The 15,662-nt window shown below is 36.3% G+C and carries 17 protein-coding genes; 13 read left to right on the forward strand and 4 right to left on the reverse strand.

Annotation, left to right across the window (positions count from 1 at the left end; all coding sequences use genetic code 11):
* Nucleotides 1–3: 3 nt before the first annotated feature.
* The 3 genes from AC3WSO_RS07805 to AC3WSO_RS07815 are packed head-to-tail and all read right to left on the reverse strand — an operon-like array spanning nt 4 to nt 3,073.
* Entirely contained in the window at nt 4–1,038 is a 1,035-nt protein-coding gene (locus AC3WSO_RS07805) for a FecCD family ABC transporter permease (RefSeq protein WP_492530088.1), read from the reverse strand.
* Nucleotides 1,035–2,039 carry a FecCD family ABC transporter permease gene (locus AC3WSO_RS07810; protein WP_492530089.1) on the reverse strand — a complete coding sequence of 335 codons (1,005 nt, stop codon included), beginning with the start codon at nt 2,037–2,039 and terminating at the stop codon, nt 1,035–1,037. The genes AC3WSO_RS07805 and AC3WSO_RS07810 overlap by 4 nt, the downstream gene beginning before the upstream one ends.
* Nucleotides 2,040–2,098: 59 nt before the next feature.
* Nucleotides 2,099–3,073 carry an ABC transporter substrate-binding protein gene (locus tag AC3WSO_RS07815; RefSeq protein ID WP_492530090.1) on the reverse strand — a complete coding sequence of 325 codons (975 nt, stop codon included), beginning with the start codon at nt 3,071–3,073 and terminating at the stop codon, nt 2,099–2,101.
* Between the two features lie 203 nt (nt 3,074–3,276).
* Between AC3WSO_RS07815 and AC3WSO_RS07820 the strand changes: the two genes are divergently transcribed.
* The 13 genes from AC3WSO_RS07820 (at nt 3,277) to AC3WSO_RS07880 (ending at nt 14,344) form a co-directional block, all read left to right on the forward strand.
* Nucleotides 3,277–4,551, forward strand: a complete 1,275-nt coding sequence (locus tag AC3WSO_RS07820) for an NtaA/DmoA family FMN-dependent monooxygenase (protein WP_492530091.1) — start codon at nt 3,277–3,279, stop codon at nt 4,549–4,551.
* A gap of 178 nt (nt 4,552–4,729) precedes the next feature.
* Nucleotides 4,730–5,815, forward strand: coding sequence for a sensor histidine kinase (locus tag AC3WSO_RS07825; protein ID WP_492530092.1), 1,086 nt, complete (start codon nt 4,730–4,732; stop codon nt 5,813–5,815).
* A gap of 203 nt (nt 5,816–6,018) precedes the next feature.
* Entirely contained in the window at nt 6,019–7,380 is a 1,362-nt protein-coding gene (locus AC3WSO_RS07830; protein WP_492534279.1) for an ethanolamine ammonia-lyase subunit EutB, read from the forward strand.
* Nucleotides 7,381–7,395: 15 nt separating this feature from the next.
* Nucleotides 7,396–8,253 (forward strand): ethanolamine ammonia-lyase subunit EutC, encoded by an 858-nt coding sequence (gene eutC, locus AC3WSO_RS07835; RefSeq protein WP_492530093.1) that lies wholly within the window; start codon nt 7,396–7,398, stop codon nt 8,251–8,253.
* A gap of 30 nt (nt 8,254–8,283) precedes the next feature.
* Nucleotides 8,284–8,745 carry an ANTAR domain-containing response regulator gene (locus AC3WSO_RS07840; RefSeq protein WP_492530094.1) on the forward strand — a complete coding sequence of 154 codons (462 nt, stop codon included), beginning with the start codon at nt 8,284–8,286 and terminating at the stop codon, nt 8,743–8,745.
* A 260-nt stretch (nt 8,746–9,005) separates the two neighbouring features.
* On the forward strand, nt 9,006–9,467 hold the full coding sequence (locus tag AC3WSO_RS07845) for a hypothetical protein (RefSeq protein ID WP_492530095.1): 462 nt from the start codon (nt 9,006–9,008) through the stop codon (nt 9,465–9,467).
* 17 nt (nt 9,468–9,484) lie between these two features.
* Nucleotides 9,485–9,793 carry a hypothetical protein gene (locus AC3WSO_RS07850; protein WP_492530096.1) on the forward strand — a complete coding sequence of 103 codons (309 nt, stop codon included), beginning with the start codon at nt 9,485–9,487 and terminating at the stop codon, nt 9,791–9,793.
* Between the two features lie 2 nt (nt 9,794–9,795).
* The gene (locus AC3WSO_RS07855; protein WP_492530097.1) at nt 9,796–11,061 is read left to right on the forward strand and encodes a glutathionylspermidine synthase family protein; all 1,266 of its coding nucleotides are present in this window, start codon (nt 9,796–9,798) and stop codon (nt 11,059–11,061) included.
* 65 nt (nt 11,062–11,126) lie between these two features.
* On the forward strand, nt 11,127–11,540 hold the full coding sequence (locus tag AC3WSO_RS07860; RefSeq protein WP_492530098.1) for a DUF350 domain-containing protein: 414 nt from the start codon (nt 11,127–11,129) through the stop codon (nt 11,538–11,540).
* A 369-nt stretch (nt 11,541–11,909) separates the two neighbouring features.
* Nucleotides 11,910–12,350, forward strand: coding sequence for a GNAT family N-acetyltransferase (locus tag AC3WSO_RS07865; protein WP_492530099.1), 441 nt, complete (start codon nt 11,910–11,912; stop codon nt 12,348–12,350).
* A 242-nt stretch (nt 12,351–12,592) separates the two neighbouring features.
* Entirely contained in the window at nt 12,593–13,081 is a 489-nt protein-coding gene (locus AC3WSO_RS07870; protein WP_492530100.1) for a sigma-70 family RNA polymerase sigma factor, read from the forward strand.
* Nucleotides 13,074–14,066, forward strand: coding sequence for an anti-sigma factor (locus AC3WSO_RS07875; RefSeq protein WP_492530101.1), 993 nt, complete (start codon nt 13,074–13,076; stop codon nt 14,064–14,066). Before AC3WSO_RS07870 ends, AC3WSO_RS07875 begins: the two co-directional genes overlap by 8 nt.
* Nucleotides 14,048–14,344: a hypothetical protein gene (locus AC3WSO_RS07880; RefSeq protein ID WP_492530102.1), complete on the forward strand. Its 297-nt coding sequence runs from the start codon at nt 14,048–14,050 to the stop codon at nt 14,342–14,344. The genes AC3WSO_RS07875 and AC3WSO_RS07880 overlap by 19 nt, the downstream gene beginning before the upstream one ends.
* 367 nt (nt 14,345–14,711) lie before the next feature.
* Here AC3WSO_RS07880 and AC3WSO_RS07885 read toward each other — a convergent pair whose 3' ends face one another.
* Complete coding sequence (locus AC3WSO_RS07885; RefSeq protein ID WP_492530103.1) at nt 14,712–15,653, reverse strand: DMT family transporter; 942 nt, start codon at nt 15,651–15,653, stop codon at nt 14,712–14,714.
* Nucleotides 15,654–15,662 lie beyond the last annotated feature (9 nt).

Consider the following 15,662-nt stretch of genomic DNA (forward strand, 5'->3'; position numbering starts at 1 on the left):
CTCCTATCGATGCCGATTCTGAAATAATAAATAGATAAAGAAGGGAGCTCCTATTGCAGCAGTAAATACACCTGCTGGAATATCGAGTGGTAAGAATAAGGATCGTGCCACTAAATCTGCTAACATAACAATAAATGCTCCAATAAGTGCCGTTATCGGAACAAGCCCAATAAAGGATTTACCAACTAATCTTCTTGCAATATGAGGTGCCATGAGTCCAACAAATTCAATACCACCTGCAAATGCAGCTGCTGTCCCCGCAAATACTACACTGCACATTAAAAATAAAAAGCGTTGCCTTTGGACATTAATCCCCATACTAGTAGAAATATCATCGCCTAACTCTGTTACATTTAAACTTCTTCCCCAGATTAATAGAACTGGTAAAGGGATGAGAAGCCATAGACTCATCGCCAATACATCGCTCATATTTGCCCCATATAAACTACCTGTTAACCATATATAAGCCTTAGTTGTAGTAGCTGTTTCACTTAAGACAAGAAAAAATGTAACGCTTGATTTCAAAATAGCAGATATACCAATACCAATTAATACAAGTCGAATAGGGGTAACTCCGTTATTCCAAGAAATGATGTAAATCACTATTGCTGCACAAAGCCCTCCGAAAATCGCAGCAAGCGGCAAAAACTTCATACTGACTATACCGGTCCCTAAAATAATAAATAATACAGCACCTAATGAAGCTCCACTAGTGATCCCAATAATGTCTGGAGAAGCTAATGGATTACGCACTAGATTTTGCAAAATAAGACCCGCTATACCTAATGAAGCACCTACTAACATCGCTAATAACGCTCGTGGTAATCGCAGCGTCTCTACTACATAACTATGTTGGTCAATGTATCCTGTCAATTGTAAAAATACATCTGTAATAGGAATCCAGTTACTTCCTATAGATAAACTTAGAACAAATAATGTTCCAATCGTCAAAAAACAGACTAATAAAATAAGTAACCATCTTAGTGACAATCGAAAAGATATTTTTCCATTCAATAGTCGAAATGTCCAATGACTCATTGTTTAGACACCCCTTTTCTAGCTAAATAAATAAAGAATGGACCACCAATGAATGCTGTCATTACACCAATAGGAACTTCTTGAGGAGCAATTACAAATCGTGCCACTACATCTGCTGTTAATAGAAGTGCTGCACCTAAAAGTGCTCCATATGGTATCATCCAACGATAATCCATACCAACCAGACCTTTTGCTATATGAGGCACAATGAGTCCGATAAATCCTACAGATCCGGCAATTGCAACAGAGCCACCTGCTAGAATAATAATGAGTACGCCCATTACCACTTTAAGTAAACCTACATTTTGCCCAAGACTTTTCGCAACATCATCTCCGGTACTAAAAATGTTCATTGCTTTTCCTATAAGTAAGCTAATTATTAATGCTAGAAGGAAATACGGTAATACTGGTAATAACATGCTCAAATCTCTTCCAGCCACAGAACCTGCTATCCAAAATAGAACTGTTTGAATGGATTGCTCATCTATGACAAGTAACCCCTGTGTTAAAGATATAAATAATGCTGATAAAGCAGTGCCTGCTAAAATTACTTTTATAGGTGTCATACCGTCTCTACCCATACTGCTTAAGAAGAATACAATTACACCAGCAATGGTAGCCCCTAAAAATGCAAACCACATATAGTGCATTAACGATTGAACATTAAGCCAAGTAATAGCTAGTACAATGAAAAAAATAGCTCCTGCATTGACACCAACTAAGTCTGGAGCGGCTAAAGGATTACGCGTTAACGTTTGGACGAATATACCGGCAATTGCTAGATTCATACCAATTACTAAAGCAATAATTGCCCTTGTTAAACGTGACGTACCAATAATCATATGATTCGTATCATCCGGGTTATAATTCGTAATCGCTTCCCATGTTGTCGAGAATGGGATGGTCGTTTGTCCAAGTGCAAGGCTAGCGAAAAACAAAGCTATTACTATTCCTAAGAGTACAATCAATCCTAGTGTTCTTGAGAAAGTTGCTTGTAACATCATGACTCCTCTTCTTTCAAAGAAAAAAGGGAAGCTAATTGCGTTCCCTTTGTTTCATACTATTTTTTAAGCTTAAAATGCTCATAAAGGTTATCTAACATTAGGTTGGCTGCTTGTAAACCACCACCAAAATTCCAAATGATTTCATCGACTGTATACACTTGATTATTTTTCACAGCGTCTAAGTTTTTGTATAAAGGATGTGCAGTCCATTCTTCATTTGTCTTTTTAACTGCTGCATTATCCTCCATGAATTGGAAAATAACATCAGCGTTCATTTGAGGAATACCTTCTTTATCTGTTAATTTTACAATTTCTAAATTCTCACCTTGTAAATCTTTTGGACCTTTAAAGCCTAATTCATTTAAAATAGAACCAGCAAAGCCTGTCACATAAATACGAGCGTGGTCTTCACGGTAGTTTAATACAGCTGCACTTAATGGCCAGTTATTAGTAGAGGCTACTTTATTTTTAAAGTCTGCCACGCGTGCCTCCCAATCTCCAATCAATGATTTTGCTTGTTCTTCTTGACCTAAAGCTTGACCAATTACTGTAGCTGTTTCTTTGAAATCATAAAGAGTAGTATTTACAACAGTTGGCGCAATTTGTGATAGCTGCTCATAAATTTCTTCATGACGGATTTGAGTCGCAATAATTAAATCTGGCTTTAGCGCTGCAATTTCCTCTAAATTTGGTTGTGTTTCTTGACCAACAAATTTTACATCCTTTAAGTCATCTTTTATGTAATTATACATTGGTGTTTGAGCCCAAGATTCTACTACTCCAACTGGTGTAACACCGAATTCTAAAATTGTATCTGTCGCACCTTGATAAAGAGTCACAATACGCTTTGGTGTTCCTTCAATTGTCGTTGTACCAAGAGCGTGTTTAATTTCACGGCTCGTTGACTGTTCTTCGGTTTTTTTCTCCGTTGACTCTTTCTCTTTGTTGTCCGATGCTTTATCTCCACAAGCTGCTAATACAAATAGAGCTGCAAATATAGTGAAGAATAGTAGTAAATTCTTTTTATTCATCATGTCGACTCCTTATAATTAAGAATGATTTTCAATTTCAATTAGGATTGTAATATATTTAATATTCAAAAACAAGAAAAATTTTCACTACTATAATTATTTTTATGTATACATGGATACACTCTTTAATTCATTGCATTATTAGAAAATGAACTTTAAGATAGTACTGATAATCATTTTCAATTGAAAAAGGAGAGTGTAAATTGACAACAAAAAGACATCTTATAATTGGGATGCATTTAGCGGTGAATGGTGAGCAAGGCAAAAAAGGTGCGTTAATTGATGAACATATTGCATTTGCAAAGCGTGCTGAGGCAGCGAAGTTAGATTTTGTATTTAAGGCAGATTATTTAATAGCGCATCTAGAATTAATAGCTAAAATGAAAGGAACAGTAGGGCTAGATCCAAGTTTTTTAATGGCGACGGTGGCAAGAGAAACTAAACAAATTGGTTTGGTAACAACAGTTTCAACATCATTTAATCCACCCTATATTATTGCGCGCCAATTACAATCCTTGAATTGGATTAGTGAAGGGCGTTTAGGTTGGAACCTAGTAACATCAATTGATGGAGCATCTAATTTTAGCAACGAGTTGATGCCTTCGTCAGAAGAGCGTTATGCAAAGGCAACAGAATGTAAGGATGTTGTCCAGCGACTATGGCATAGCAACCCTTATGAAATATTAGAGGAAGATGGAGATTTAGAGAAAATTAAAGAGCTTGTGAAGCCAATTAACCATGATGGTGAGTATTTTCATGTAAAGGGACCATTAAATATACCTATGCATCCAGCAGGTGATATTCCTCTATTCCAAGCAGGGGCATCGGATACAGGCCGTCAATTTGCCGCAGTAGTTTCAAATGCTATTTTTGCTGCCACTCCAGATATAGAAATAGGTATTGAATTACGTAATGACTTGCGCAAGCGAGCTGTTGAGTTAGGGCGTTCAGCAGATGACATACGTTTATTACCAGGATTGTATTTCTTTATTGGTGATACATATGAGGAGGCATTAGAAATGCACCGTAAAACACACGAGCATTTAACAATTGAGCGTCGCTATAATGCCCTAGAATCCGTAATTGGAATGGATATTCGTCATTTAGCTCTAATGGATTGCGTAACAGTAAATATGTTGCCGCCCGAAAATCAAAAAGTACGTAGTAAAACGCATGCACATCTCGTGCGCCGATATATTATAGAAAATGAGCCAACTGTTGAAGAATTGTTAGAACGCCCAGAGGTAATTGGCTCTGCACATCTTGTAGCAATTGGTACGCCACAAGATATTGTGAATCAAATTGTGAACTTTTATGATAAAGGGGCAATGGATGGCTTTATAGCTGTGCCAGGTGGTCCTGCAAAATCTTTAGATTTATTCTTTAGAGATGTTATTCCGAACTTAGTAGAACGTGGTTTATTCCGAGCTGATTATGAAGGTAGCACATTACGTTCACACTTAGGATTAGATGTATAATGAACGATCGAAACAACCGAAAGTAGAAAAAAAGGACAAGGCGGTGTGAATAAACACGTTTTGTCCTTTTCTATTATTTTTACTGAATTTTGTTTGATACTCTCTAATAGATGTAGCACATTGAACACAATTTTTGTTATAGTGTTTGAAAAACTAGAGAAAGGGGAAGTGCGTTATTATGATGGGGATTTTAGATTTAGAACGATTACCGAATTTATCAAATGAACAGTGTGAAATTATTTTAGGTGTAGCCCAAAACCTTCAAATAATAGCTGACCTTTCTCAAGCGGATATTTTTATTGACTGTCTTTTAGAAGAAGATAACGCTTCTTTAATTGTAGCTGAGGCAAAGCCTACTACTATCGCTTCTTTATATAAAAAAAGTTTGCTAGGGAATATAGCATTTGAAGAAATGGAGCCAGGTGTATTATTTAGTTTGAAAACCGGGAAGCCAGTTTTTGGATCAAGAGGAATTACGGAAGAGCGTGGAATCATGCAGCAAGATATTGTTCCTATAAAAGGCCTGTATGGGGAGACCATCGCGGTATTAATAAAAGAAAGAGATATTTCACAGGTAGTGCAGAACGAAAGAAATATAGAGCAGCTTATGAAAGCGACTAATAGCGAAGACAAGCAACGTGTCTTTCAAGCCATTGTCGTTCAGGAAATTCATCATCGCGTTAAAAATAATTTACAGGTAATTTCTAGTTTGCTACGGTTACAAATGCAACGCACTCACTCGGAAGAAGTAGCTGAGGTATTTCACGATAGTATATCTCGTATATCTAGTATGGCTTTAGTGCATGATTATTTGGCCCAGCGTGGAATTGAGGAAGCGGATATTAAACTTTTAATACAACAAATTTCTACTTTGTTAGTGTCCTCGTCAATTATTCCAGGACAACATATTACTGTGTCTGTAGAAGGAGAGTCGATATTCTGTCCTTCAGATAAAGCAACAGCTGTAGCACTAATTCTAAATGAGTTAGTTCAAAATAGCATTAAGCATGCTTTTCCTTCAAGAAATTACGGGGAAATTGTTATTAATTTGAGACAACGAAAGCAAATGGTTACGATTACAGTAATGGATGATGGATGTGGAATTGGTAACCCTTTTTCGATAGGCGATCTGTCATCTTTAGGATTACAACTTGTAGAAATGTTAGTTGAAGAGAAGCTACAAGGCGTTTTTTCAGTCCCTATTTCTGAAAAAGGGACAAAAGTTTCAATAACCTTTCCGATTGTATCTTCCGAGGTTAAATAATATTAAATGTCACTAAGATCACTTAAGCTGATATTGTTTTCAAACTATTTACAAAATATTTGCTAGTAGTGTAAAATGAACTAAAATAATAGCTAAGGCAAAGGCGCCTTTCACGCCCGAAGAAAATTTTCTTCAGGGATATGTGGAAGCGCTTTTTTTTTGTTGGATTGCAATCTTAAACATATAAAAAGGGGTGTTAAATGATGAAATTGTCTTGTGTAGTAAAAGGAACACATTACACGTTTTCGTCGGTAAGGGAGGTACTTGCAAAAGCGAGTGAAGCGAAGTCTGGGGATGTGATGGCGCGTGTAGCAGCGGAATCATCGCTTGAGCGCATGGCGGCAAAAGTAGTACTTAGCGAGATGCAGCTGAAAGAAATTTATGAGAATCCGGTTATTCCGTATGAAATCGATGAAGTAACACGTTTAATTTATGATGATATTAGCGACACGATCTACAAGGATATTCAAAGTTGGACTGTCGGTGAACTGAGGAATTATATTCTGTCATCTGATACAGGTACAGATAAATTATTGAAACTTTCAAGGGGACTAACAAGTGAAATGATTTCTGCTGTTGCTAAGATGATGTCCAGCATTGATCTTGTTCTTGCTTCACAGAAAATGAGGTATCAAGCACATTGTAATACTACAATTGGAGAGCCTGGTCGCTTAGCATTTCGCTGTCAACCAAACCATCCAAATGATGTTCCAGAAGGCATTTTGTATTCAATAAAGGAAGGGTTGTCCTACGGAGCGGGTGATGCAGTTATTGGTATCAATCCGAATGTGGATACGATTGAATCCGTCAAAAAACTTTTGACTCTTTCACATGAATTTATTGAGAAGTGGCAAATTCCAACTCAAAATTGTGTTTTGGCTCATATAACAACACAAATAGAAGCTTTAAAGCAGGGGGCACCTATCGCTCTTATGTTTCAAAGTTTAGCAGGTACGCAAAAAGGGAATGAAGCATTCGGTATATCTAAAAAAATTCTTGATGAGGGCTATGAGATGATGGCTCGATATGGTACATCTACAGGTCCAAACTTTATGTATTTTGAAACAGGACAAGGTTCGGAGGTTTCTTTAAATGCTGATTTTGGGGTAGATATGCAAACGCTTGAATCCAGAAGCTACGGTTATGCACGTCACTGGAAGCCTTTCATGGTGAATACTGTTTCTGGCTTTATTGGACCGGAGACACTTTACGATGGACGTCAATTAATTAGAGCGGATCTTGAAGACGGATTTATGGGGAAATTGCATGGCTTGCCAATGGGAATTGCTCCAACTTATACAAATCATATGGATGCCGATCAAAATGATCAGGAAGTTGCCGGTATCATAACGGCAGTTGCAGGAGCGAATTTTTACATGGGAGTACCGGGTGGAGATGATGTCATGCTGAATTATCAAGATACAAGCTATCACGATGATGCTAGCTTGCGTGAGATTCTGGGCTTACGACCACTTCGGGAATTTGAAAAATGGATGGAGAATATGGGCCTAATGGAAAATGGAAAGTTGACGAAACGTGCGGGAGATTTATCAATTTTTGATTAAGGAGGGAGGAGCAAAATGGATATTCAAGAAATTGTTCAACGAGTGGTTGATGAAGTGAAGAAAAACATGAATTCACCCAAAAACGATATCGATCAAAATAAAGAAGAAACTATATATTTTCCAGAAGAACGTATAAAAGGGGTAGACAAGCCGCATAACGCTGCATCCATTGAGCGAGCGCAAAGTATTACACCTGCTCGTATTGGTATTGGTCGAACAGGAACGCGTATGTTGACGACAAGCTATTTACAATTTTTAATTGATCATGCAGCTGCACAAGATGCTGTATTAAGAGATGTAAGTGATGGTTTTCTTCAAAATATGGGTTTACACAAGCTGGAAACAAAAGCTAGTGATATGAAGTCTTACTTAATGGATTTAGATGCTGGTCGAAAGTTATCAGATGAAGCTATTAACTATCTTGAAAAGAACGGGGATAAAGGCAAGGATGTTCAAATTATTGTTTGTGATGGATTGAGCTCCTCTGCGGTAGAAGCAAATGTAGTTGATTTACTACCAGCTTTAATACAAGGGCTAAAATTAAAGAATATAAGTGTCGCAAAGCCGTTTTTTATTAAGCGGGGGCGTGTATGGGTGCAAGACGAAGTGGCTGCTATTGTTAATTGTGACCTTGTTATTTCGTTAATTGGCGAAAGGCCAGGTTTAAATACAGATGAAAGCCTGAGTGCTTACATGATTTATCGGCCGACTGAAAAAACAGTTGAAGCCGATCGGACGGTCATTTCAAATATTCATAAAGATGGACTAACTTCAGTTGAAGCGGGTGCTTATTTATCTGACTTAATCGAACAAATGCTTTTAGCTAAGTGTACAGGCGTTTCCTTTGCGCAACAAAGGAATATCAGCAAATAGTAAACTTCCTGCAAGAAAGGTTGTGGTGTGATGAAAAAACGGATTCTAATTGCTGAGGACGAACCAATTATCAGGATGGACTTAAAAATGTTGCTTCGGAAAAATGGTTTTGAGGTAGTCGGGGAAGCAGGAAATGGTGATCGAGCGATTGAGCTCGCTGTTAAATTAAAGCCGGATCTTGTGTTAATGGATATAGAAATGCCAAAATTAAATGGGTTCAAAGCAAGCGAAGTTATTGGGCGGCAGTTAGATATACCAGTGTTGTTGATTACTGCATATAGTCAAAAAGAATTTATAGAAAAGTCTAGGCAAGATAATATTATGGGCTATTTAGTTAAACCCATTTCTGAAAATAGCTTAATTCCCGCAATGATGATTGCACTTCAACAAGCTAAGAGGACACAAACATTAAAGCAATCTTTACAACTAACACAAGCAAAAATTCAAAAGCGAAAGATAATTGAACGAACAAAAGGGCAACTTGAAAAATGAGGTTTTTAATAAAACGCTAAAGTAAAGCAAGTTATAAAAAACTTAATCTCACTTAAATTAGAAAGGTTAAATCTTTCTAGTTTAAGTGAGATTTTTCTATTCAAAAATAAATACAAACCCTAATGATACCTAAGTTGAACTTTAGTAGAATAATATGAAACTAATTATAAATCTCAGTCGTATAAAAAAATAAGGAGCTTTTGGTTAGAAAAATCTACGATGAATGTAAAAGAAACAATATTTATAAAGGGAAGTGTGTTATGAAAATCGAAGGTGCAATGTTAGAATATCGTTTGCAAAAAGGTAAAGACAAGTTTGAACCAATCTATTATTATACTAATATTGACTTGCCGCAAATTTTAACAAGAAGAGAATGTGAATTTTTTATTAAAGAAGGTAAGACTTATAAACAATTGTCTTCTGCTATTGAAGATGAGTTATTCGTGATTTATGTAGAATTGTGTGAAGAAACACCAATGGAAATGCAAGAGCTCTCATGTGAAGGTATTAAACTTGAAATTCGTGAATTAAATACCTATAAAAATCATCCGCTTATCACATTTGAATATATGGCGAATCATTTAGATATTTTAAGCATGATTGGCAGTATATATACATATATCGAAGACAAGGAGTGGGAGCGTGACTCAGCTGAAATTGATGAAGATCGAGGTGTGTATGTTTTATATGTTACGCCAACAGGATATACGCTTGCAACATAGGAAGGTGGATTTTTAACATGAAGAAAACAAAGAAGATGATGACAGGAGCATTAGCAGCTGCGGCTTTGGTGACGTTAACTGCTTGTGGAGAGGAAAGGGGATATGCAGAGCCAACAGGAACGGATTGCGATGATTGGGATTGGGATAAGGAAACGCGTACGTATTATTGCGATGATAATGATTCAACTTATGCGCGTAGTTACTACCATGGTGGGAAATATTATGGAACAAAAACATCATTACAAAAAAGTGCTGACTATAAAACATATGTATCGAATTACAAATCAGGAATAGGCAGTGGTTCAAAAGGCGGTTTTGGAGGGTAAAGATGAACCGATTTCGAGAAAATCGACAACAATTTTTTAGCCAAATAAAGGATTTTTGGCATGACATATATGGGATGGAATATGCTCTATTTGATATTAAGAGAGAAAGTTCAGAAACGATTAATAGGATTCGCCAAGCAACGGACCAGATAGGCCATATTTTTTATAAGTCGGCTACTTTGTTGCGTATGGTAGATGATGAGACACTTTTGCGTCTTGGATTTCCCACTGAAACTCACTCTTTCATCCGTTTGCAAACACTTCCAGTAGAAAGTGTCATTGCTCGTTTAGATTTAGTAGTGACCGATGAACAAGTAAAATTGCTTGAAATAAACGCAGATACACCTACATTTATAAAAGAAACTTTTTTTGTGAATGGAAAAATGTGTGAACAGTTTGAGATGCAAAATCCAAACGAAGGATGCGAAGACCAGTTAAAACAATCAATTTTGAAAGCTGTAGCTTCGTCGTTTCGTACGAGGGAAAAATATGAAGCTAGCAATATTGTTTTCGCAGCACACTCGGACCATGAAGAAGATAAATTGACAATAATGTATTTACAGGAACTCTCCAGATTAAAAAGTCAGTATATGGACTTTAAACACCTACAACTTGTCGATGAGCCAATTTTAGAAAATGAAGAAGTTGTCCTACCACAAGGTCTTTATGATAGAAGCGGGGAAAAAATCGATGTTTTATATCGACAGACGTATCCTATTGAACATTTGATATATGATGAAGATCCAATAACGAAGGAAAAAGTTGGTCAATCGTTAATGAAGCTAGTGGAACAACAAGACTTAGCCATTGTGAATCCTCCTTCTGCTTTTTTACTACAATCTAAGGCAATAATGGCGCTAATTTGGGGGCTACATGAGGAAGAACATTCTTTTTATACACCTGAAGAACATAACGCAATACATAAATATTTTTTACCAACTTATCTAGATCCAGATATTTTTTTGCAACAAGGACAAAGTTATGTAAAAAAGCCTTCATTTGGTCGCGAAGGAGACACTGTTGAGATTTTTTCAAATACAGGTAAAAAAATTGCGGAAGATATTCATAAAACATATAAAGATGAACTTCCTGTTTATCAACAATTTATTGAGCTACCACAAACTATAATTCAAACAGAACAAGGTCCAAAACGAGCGCATTATATGTATGGTTGCTTTTATATTAATGGTAAAGCAAGTGCAATTGGTATTCGCGCAGGGGGACAAATTACAGATAACGGATCTTATTTTCTACCAATAGGATATTAGAAAATTGTAAGAATTTAAGAGTAAAGTGAAACAAACTGAAGCACAATAAAAGGAGTGTGTATTGAATGGGATATTTCTCATTAGATAGTTTTTTAAATTTTTTATTATATACAGGGACAGGGTTAATTCTTATTTTGATTGGTATTGTTGCATTTGCCTTTACAACAAAATTTTCAGAGTGGAACTTAATAAAAGAAGGCAATATGGCCGTTGCATTAAAGCTATGGGGAAAAGTGATTGGATTAGGCATCACATTATATACAGTATGGTCTTCAAGTGTTCATATACTTGATGCTTTTATTTGGGGGTTAATCGGAATTGCTACACAAGTAATTGTGTATTTGATTATTGAATACGTGTTAACACCAAAAACAAGCTTAGAGAAAAAAGTGGAAGAAGGAAATACTGCAGTAGGCTTCAGCTTATTTGCAGTGGGCATTACGGTAGGATTAATTATAGCAGGAAGTTTATCGTATTAATAAAGTATATTTGATAACACTATAATAATACATTAAAGGGAGCATGCTTTTTATGAATGAAAAGACATGCTCTCTTTATATTTAATGTTCACATCTGACATCGCCTAGTCGGGACGGAAATAAACGACACGTTATGGTGATAAGTAGAAATATAGAAGGTATATTTCTCTTTATGCCGAAATAAAAAAGAGTACAAATAGAGAGCAATATTTCTATATAATTGTACAGTTTAACGATGACTACCATCTTATGAGGAGTGATGTAGTATGTATATTAAAAAAGCAAGTTGTTTTATCAGTAAGGGAATACTTATTTAGTAGAGACTTCGTGATCATGGATTTCTCTACTACTAGAGGAGGAATCAGAAGTTTGATTAGTTTAAGATCAATTGATCAAAGTAATTGGGAAGCTTGTATTCAACTAGAGCCTAAGCAAGAACAGGAAGGGTTTATTGCCTCGAATCTGTATTCAATTGCAGAAAGTAAATTTTTACCACAAATGAAGCTCAAGGCAATCTATTTTGAAGAAATACTTATCGGTTTTGCAATGTACGGGATTGATTCGGATGATGGAAACTATTGGGTGTATAGATTTATGATTGATGAGCAATTTCAAGGGCGTGGACATGGCAAGAGCGCAATGAAATTGATTATTGAAGACATCCGGAGTAGAGATGATCGCACTGATGTCATCTGGCTCGGGTATCAGCTGGACAACGAGCAAGCGAGAAAGCTATATGCCAGCGTGGGTTTTAAAGAGTCAGGAATGGCACCTTGGGGAGAAATGCTAGCAAAATATAGTTTTCATTAGAATGTCTAAATGAATAATAAATAGTGCTTAACTAATGTTTACGTGGGATGCTCTTAAAGTCTATAAATGGATTTAAGAGCATCCTTTTTTTATTTAATTTTTGCATTTCCACTTTACCTCTTCACATTATCATGCCGTTTCGTTATTTTTGTAATACACACCTTACTAAAAAATACAAAAAAACTAAATTAGTGCAACTTTTTCTATTTGTGAAACGAGGATAGATTGAAAGGTGGGAAGAGATGGACATTGAACAGCTTTATTTACGCTATATAAACGATATATATCGGTATTTATATTCCTTATGCAAAAACCAAACATTAGCAGAGGATTTAATGCAAGACACTTTTTATAAAGCGCACATTACCTTACTTACTAATACAGTCCAAGACATTAAACCATGGCTATTTAAAGTAGCTTATTATACTCATATTGATTACATACGAAAAGAACGCCGTGTTGATCTTACCAATAGTCTTGAACAATCGACATTTATGACACCTGAAACCATTGCGGTAAATGAAGAATCCTTCCATTCGTTAATTTCTTTACTCGATCAGCTATCGCCGTATGAAAAGCAGGCAATTATGTTGTGTGATGTGCACGATTGTACTTATGAGCAAGCGTCAAATATTTTGGATTTAAAAATAAATACGCTCAAAAGTCATTTATTTCGTGGGCGAAAAAAGATGAGAGCCTTAATAGAAAAGGAGAGACAGCAATATGGATGATTATGAAAAATTAATAGCGAGCTCCAAAGCAGAAATCGCAAATTCAAATGATCAAAGTCACTATCAAAAAGTCATTAAAAAAACAATTTTTACGTCGAAATGGAAGCTAATTTTTGCAACTTTAACGATGATATTATTACTTGTACCAACGAGCTTTATGATGACATTTATATATTATGCCTTTGGTACAAGTTCGACAACATTAATGGATGTGACAAGTAAAACGCTTTATGTTACAGAGCCTAATACATCACTGGAAGAAATAGAGTTTGATATGTCTTTTACGCCATTTTCAATGAGGCTTGCATTTGAGCAATATAAGCGTATCGGAGAGGAAGATTATAAAGCGAATACTTATGATTTACGTTTTTTCCTTGATAGTGTATCTAATAAAGAAGTGACTACAACTTTAGAAAGAGTAGCACCAAAACATCCAACAGAAACGAATCCTTGGTTAATACATCCTGAAAACAAGAATTTGAATTTGGATGCTGGTCGAGAATGGAGAGTGCTTGACGGTTTACCAGATGAGACTGTTGTGGAAGCTTATATTTCATTTTTTGATCTTATGACAGTTAAAGAAGCAGAAAAGGCAATGCCGAATGTCGATGTTGTGTGGGCTGCTGTTGATACCGGTATTGATAAAACAAATTTGAGCAAAGATGGTAATGTTGTTTCACCGATTGGCTATCCTGTGCAACGTGATAATTCCATATGGTCACCATTTCGAAATGCAACGTCAAATGAAGAAGTATTTAAAGATATTTTAAAGACTATGGAGAATCATGAAGAGCTTGTGACAGAGATTTCTAGCGCCAAAAATTTAGCATTGCCGGAACGTATTGCTTATATTGAGGAAAATGGTGTGAAAACATATGGGGTTGTTGTAACAGGGCCGAAAAAGGATGTCCTAGCATTAGAAAAAATGAATATCGTACGGTATTTGAAAGTAGGTGAGGTGAAATTATGGAACTGGTCACGTTAAAACGATTTGAAAAGGGATTCGTCACAGCTGGGTGGGTTGGGATGATTGGTGGCTTATGTCTACTTTTATTACTTAATATTTCGATTGTAACAAATAGTGATATAACGGATAATAACTTTTATTTGTTGGTTTATCTGACAGCTCCTTTTAGCGTCATTGCAATATTTTCTAAAAAAAGTCGTTCATTAGGGCTTTGGGGATTAAGTATTTTATTATTCATCATGATATTTACAGCAACTATTTTCATTTTAGGATGGATGGTAATACCGTTTCCTTAATAACAGTGTTTTATTAAAGAGATATTTTTTTAAAAAAATAAGTAGCATTTTACACAATGTAAAATGCTACTTGGAGAAAGGAAAACTATGCTGTTTTCTTTTGTTTGGATACAGGAACAGAACGATTTAACTTCTTTCAGCGGGTGCCCAAACATCCGCTGAAATAGAGGAACTCAGGCTAAGAACTTCACATCCTGTGAAAACGCCTGAGTGACCGACATCGTGTCGGCCTAAAGCCTCCGGCGGATGTCAAGGAATCGGAAAGAGTTCAATATAGGATGTTAGCCTAAGTTCATCGCATCCATGCGATAACGGCTAACTGACCTGCATCGTGCAGGCCTAAGCGCAAAGCCGATTCTGGACGCAATTATGCCGAGGCATAATTGATAATACTGTTAGCTATCATTCCAATCATAATAATGATCATACCGATTAAAGATACTCCAACAGGCCAAGAACCGTTTAAAAAAAGCATTTCACCAAGAACAGTAAATACCATTGTTCCAGCTTGTGTTGCCTCTACTGCCCCTAACAAAGAAAGGTTATTTTTCGCTAAGTCAGTAGCGAAGAAAAATGTCATTGTGGCGATAACACCCGAACATAATGCTAATAAGAAACCTTGTGAGATTTGCCCAGATGTTGGTATGCCAGTTGTAGTCCAACCATAAATCGCTAATATAATACTGACTGGAAGGCTTCCAATTGCCATGCCTAACACGCGTTGAAATGTATCTAAGCGACCATCAACGACTTCCATCATTTTTCTATTTCCGAATGGATATAGGAATGCAGCGATGACTACAGGGAGGAAGCCAGATAAAAATTGAGAAACAGTAATATCCCCAGCTTCTGTTATTTGCATACAAATGACACCTGTTAAAATAAATAAGGAAACGAGTAAGCTTCGCATTGGAATTTTACCGCGAACTCGTTTAACTTCTGACTTCGTCTCTATTGTAATAAAAAATAGCGGAGATAATAACAAGCCAGCTAAAATAGTTATTTGCCATGTACCTGCTACGAGCCATGCAGGACTAAACACAGCAGCATAGCTTAATAAAGAATAAAATCCAACCCCGGCTATTGTGCCATAACCAAGCCATTCCAAAGGATGTTTACGCATTTCTACCCATAGTGGACGAAGGTTTTTGCGAAATAGGACGATAAAGAATAAAATGGGTAAAGCGAATAAAAATCGGAAGGAAGCAGTCCAAGCCCAGCTTGTTCCTGATACGTTCATAACTCGATTTATAATAAATGTAGCTGAAAAAAACGCAGATGATAAAATACCTAATAAGATAGCACGCATTTCGTTCGC

Source organism: Lysinibacillus sp. EB106-09-02-XG168, assembly GCF_058791475.1.

Excerpts from the sequence above, each read along its gene's own strand:
- AC3WSO_RS07805 (WP_492530088.1), bottom strand. The coding sequence starts at position 1,038 with ATGAGTCATTGGACATTTCGACTATTGAATGGAAAAATATCTTTTCGA.
- AC3WSO_RS07810 (WP_492530089.1), bottom strand. The coding sequence starts at position 2,039 with ATGTTACAAGCAACTTTCTCAAGAACACTAGGATTGATTGTACTCTTA.
- AC3WSO_RS07815 (WP_492530090.1), bottom strand. The coding sequence starts at position 3,073 with ATGAATAAAAAGAATTTACTACTATTCTTCACTATATTTGCAGCTCTA.
- AC3WSO_RS07825 (WP_492530092.1), top strand. The coding sequence starts at position 4,730 with ATGATGGGGATTTTAGATTTAGAACGATTACCGAATTTATCAAATGAA.
- AC3WSO_RS07830 (WP_492534279.1), top strand. The coding sequence starts at position 6,019 with ATGAAATTGTCTTGTGTAGTAAAAGGAACACATTACACGTTTTCGTCG.
- eutC (WP_492530093.1), top strand. The coding sequence starts at position 7,396 with ATGGATATTCAAGAAATTGTTCAACGAGTGGTTGATGAAGTGAAGAAA.
- AC3WSO_RS07840 (WP_492530094.1), top strand. The coding sequence starts at position 8,284 with ATGAAAAAACGGATTCTAATTGCTGAGGACGAACCAATTATCAGGATG.
- AC3WSO_RS07845 (WP_492530095.1), top strand. The coding sequence starts at position 9,006 with ATGAAAATCGAAGGTGCAATGTTAGAATATCGTTTGCAAAAAGGTAAA.
- AC3WSO_RS07850 (WP_492530096.1), top strand. The coding sequence starts at position 9,485 with ATGAAGAAAACAAAGAAGATGATGACAGGAGCATTAGCAGCTGCGGCT.
- AC3WSO_RS07855 (WP_492530097.1), top strand. The coding sequence starts at position 9,796 with ATGAACCGATTTCGAGAAAATCGACAACAATTTTTTAGCCAAATAAAG.
- AC3WSO_RS07860 (WP_492530098.1), top strand. The coding sequence starts at position 11,127 with ATGGGATATTTCTCATTAGATAGTTTTTTAAATTTTTTATTATATACA.
- AC3WSO_RS07870 (WP_492530100.1), top strand. The coding sequence starts at position 12,593 with ATGGACATTGAACAGCTTTATTTACGCTATATAAACGATATATATCGG.
- AC3WSO_RS07875 (WP_492530101.1), top strand. The coding sequence starts at position 13,074 with ATGGATGATTATGAAAAATTAATAGCGAGCTCCAAAGCAGAAATCGCA.
- AC3WSO_RS07880 (WP_492530102.1), top strand. The coding sequence starts at position 14,048 with ATGGAACTGGTCACGTTAAAACGATTTGAAAAGGGATTCGTCACAGCT.
- AC3WSO_RS07885 (WP_492530103.1), bottom strand. The coding sequence starts at position 15,653 with ATGCGTGCTATCTTATTAGGTATTTTATCATCTGCGTTTTTTTCAGCT.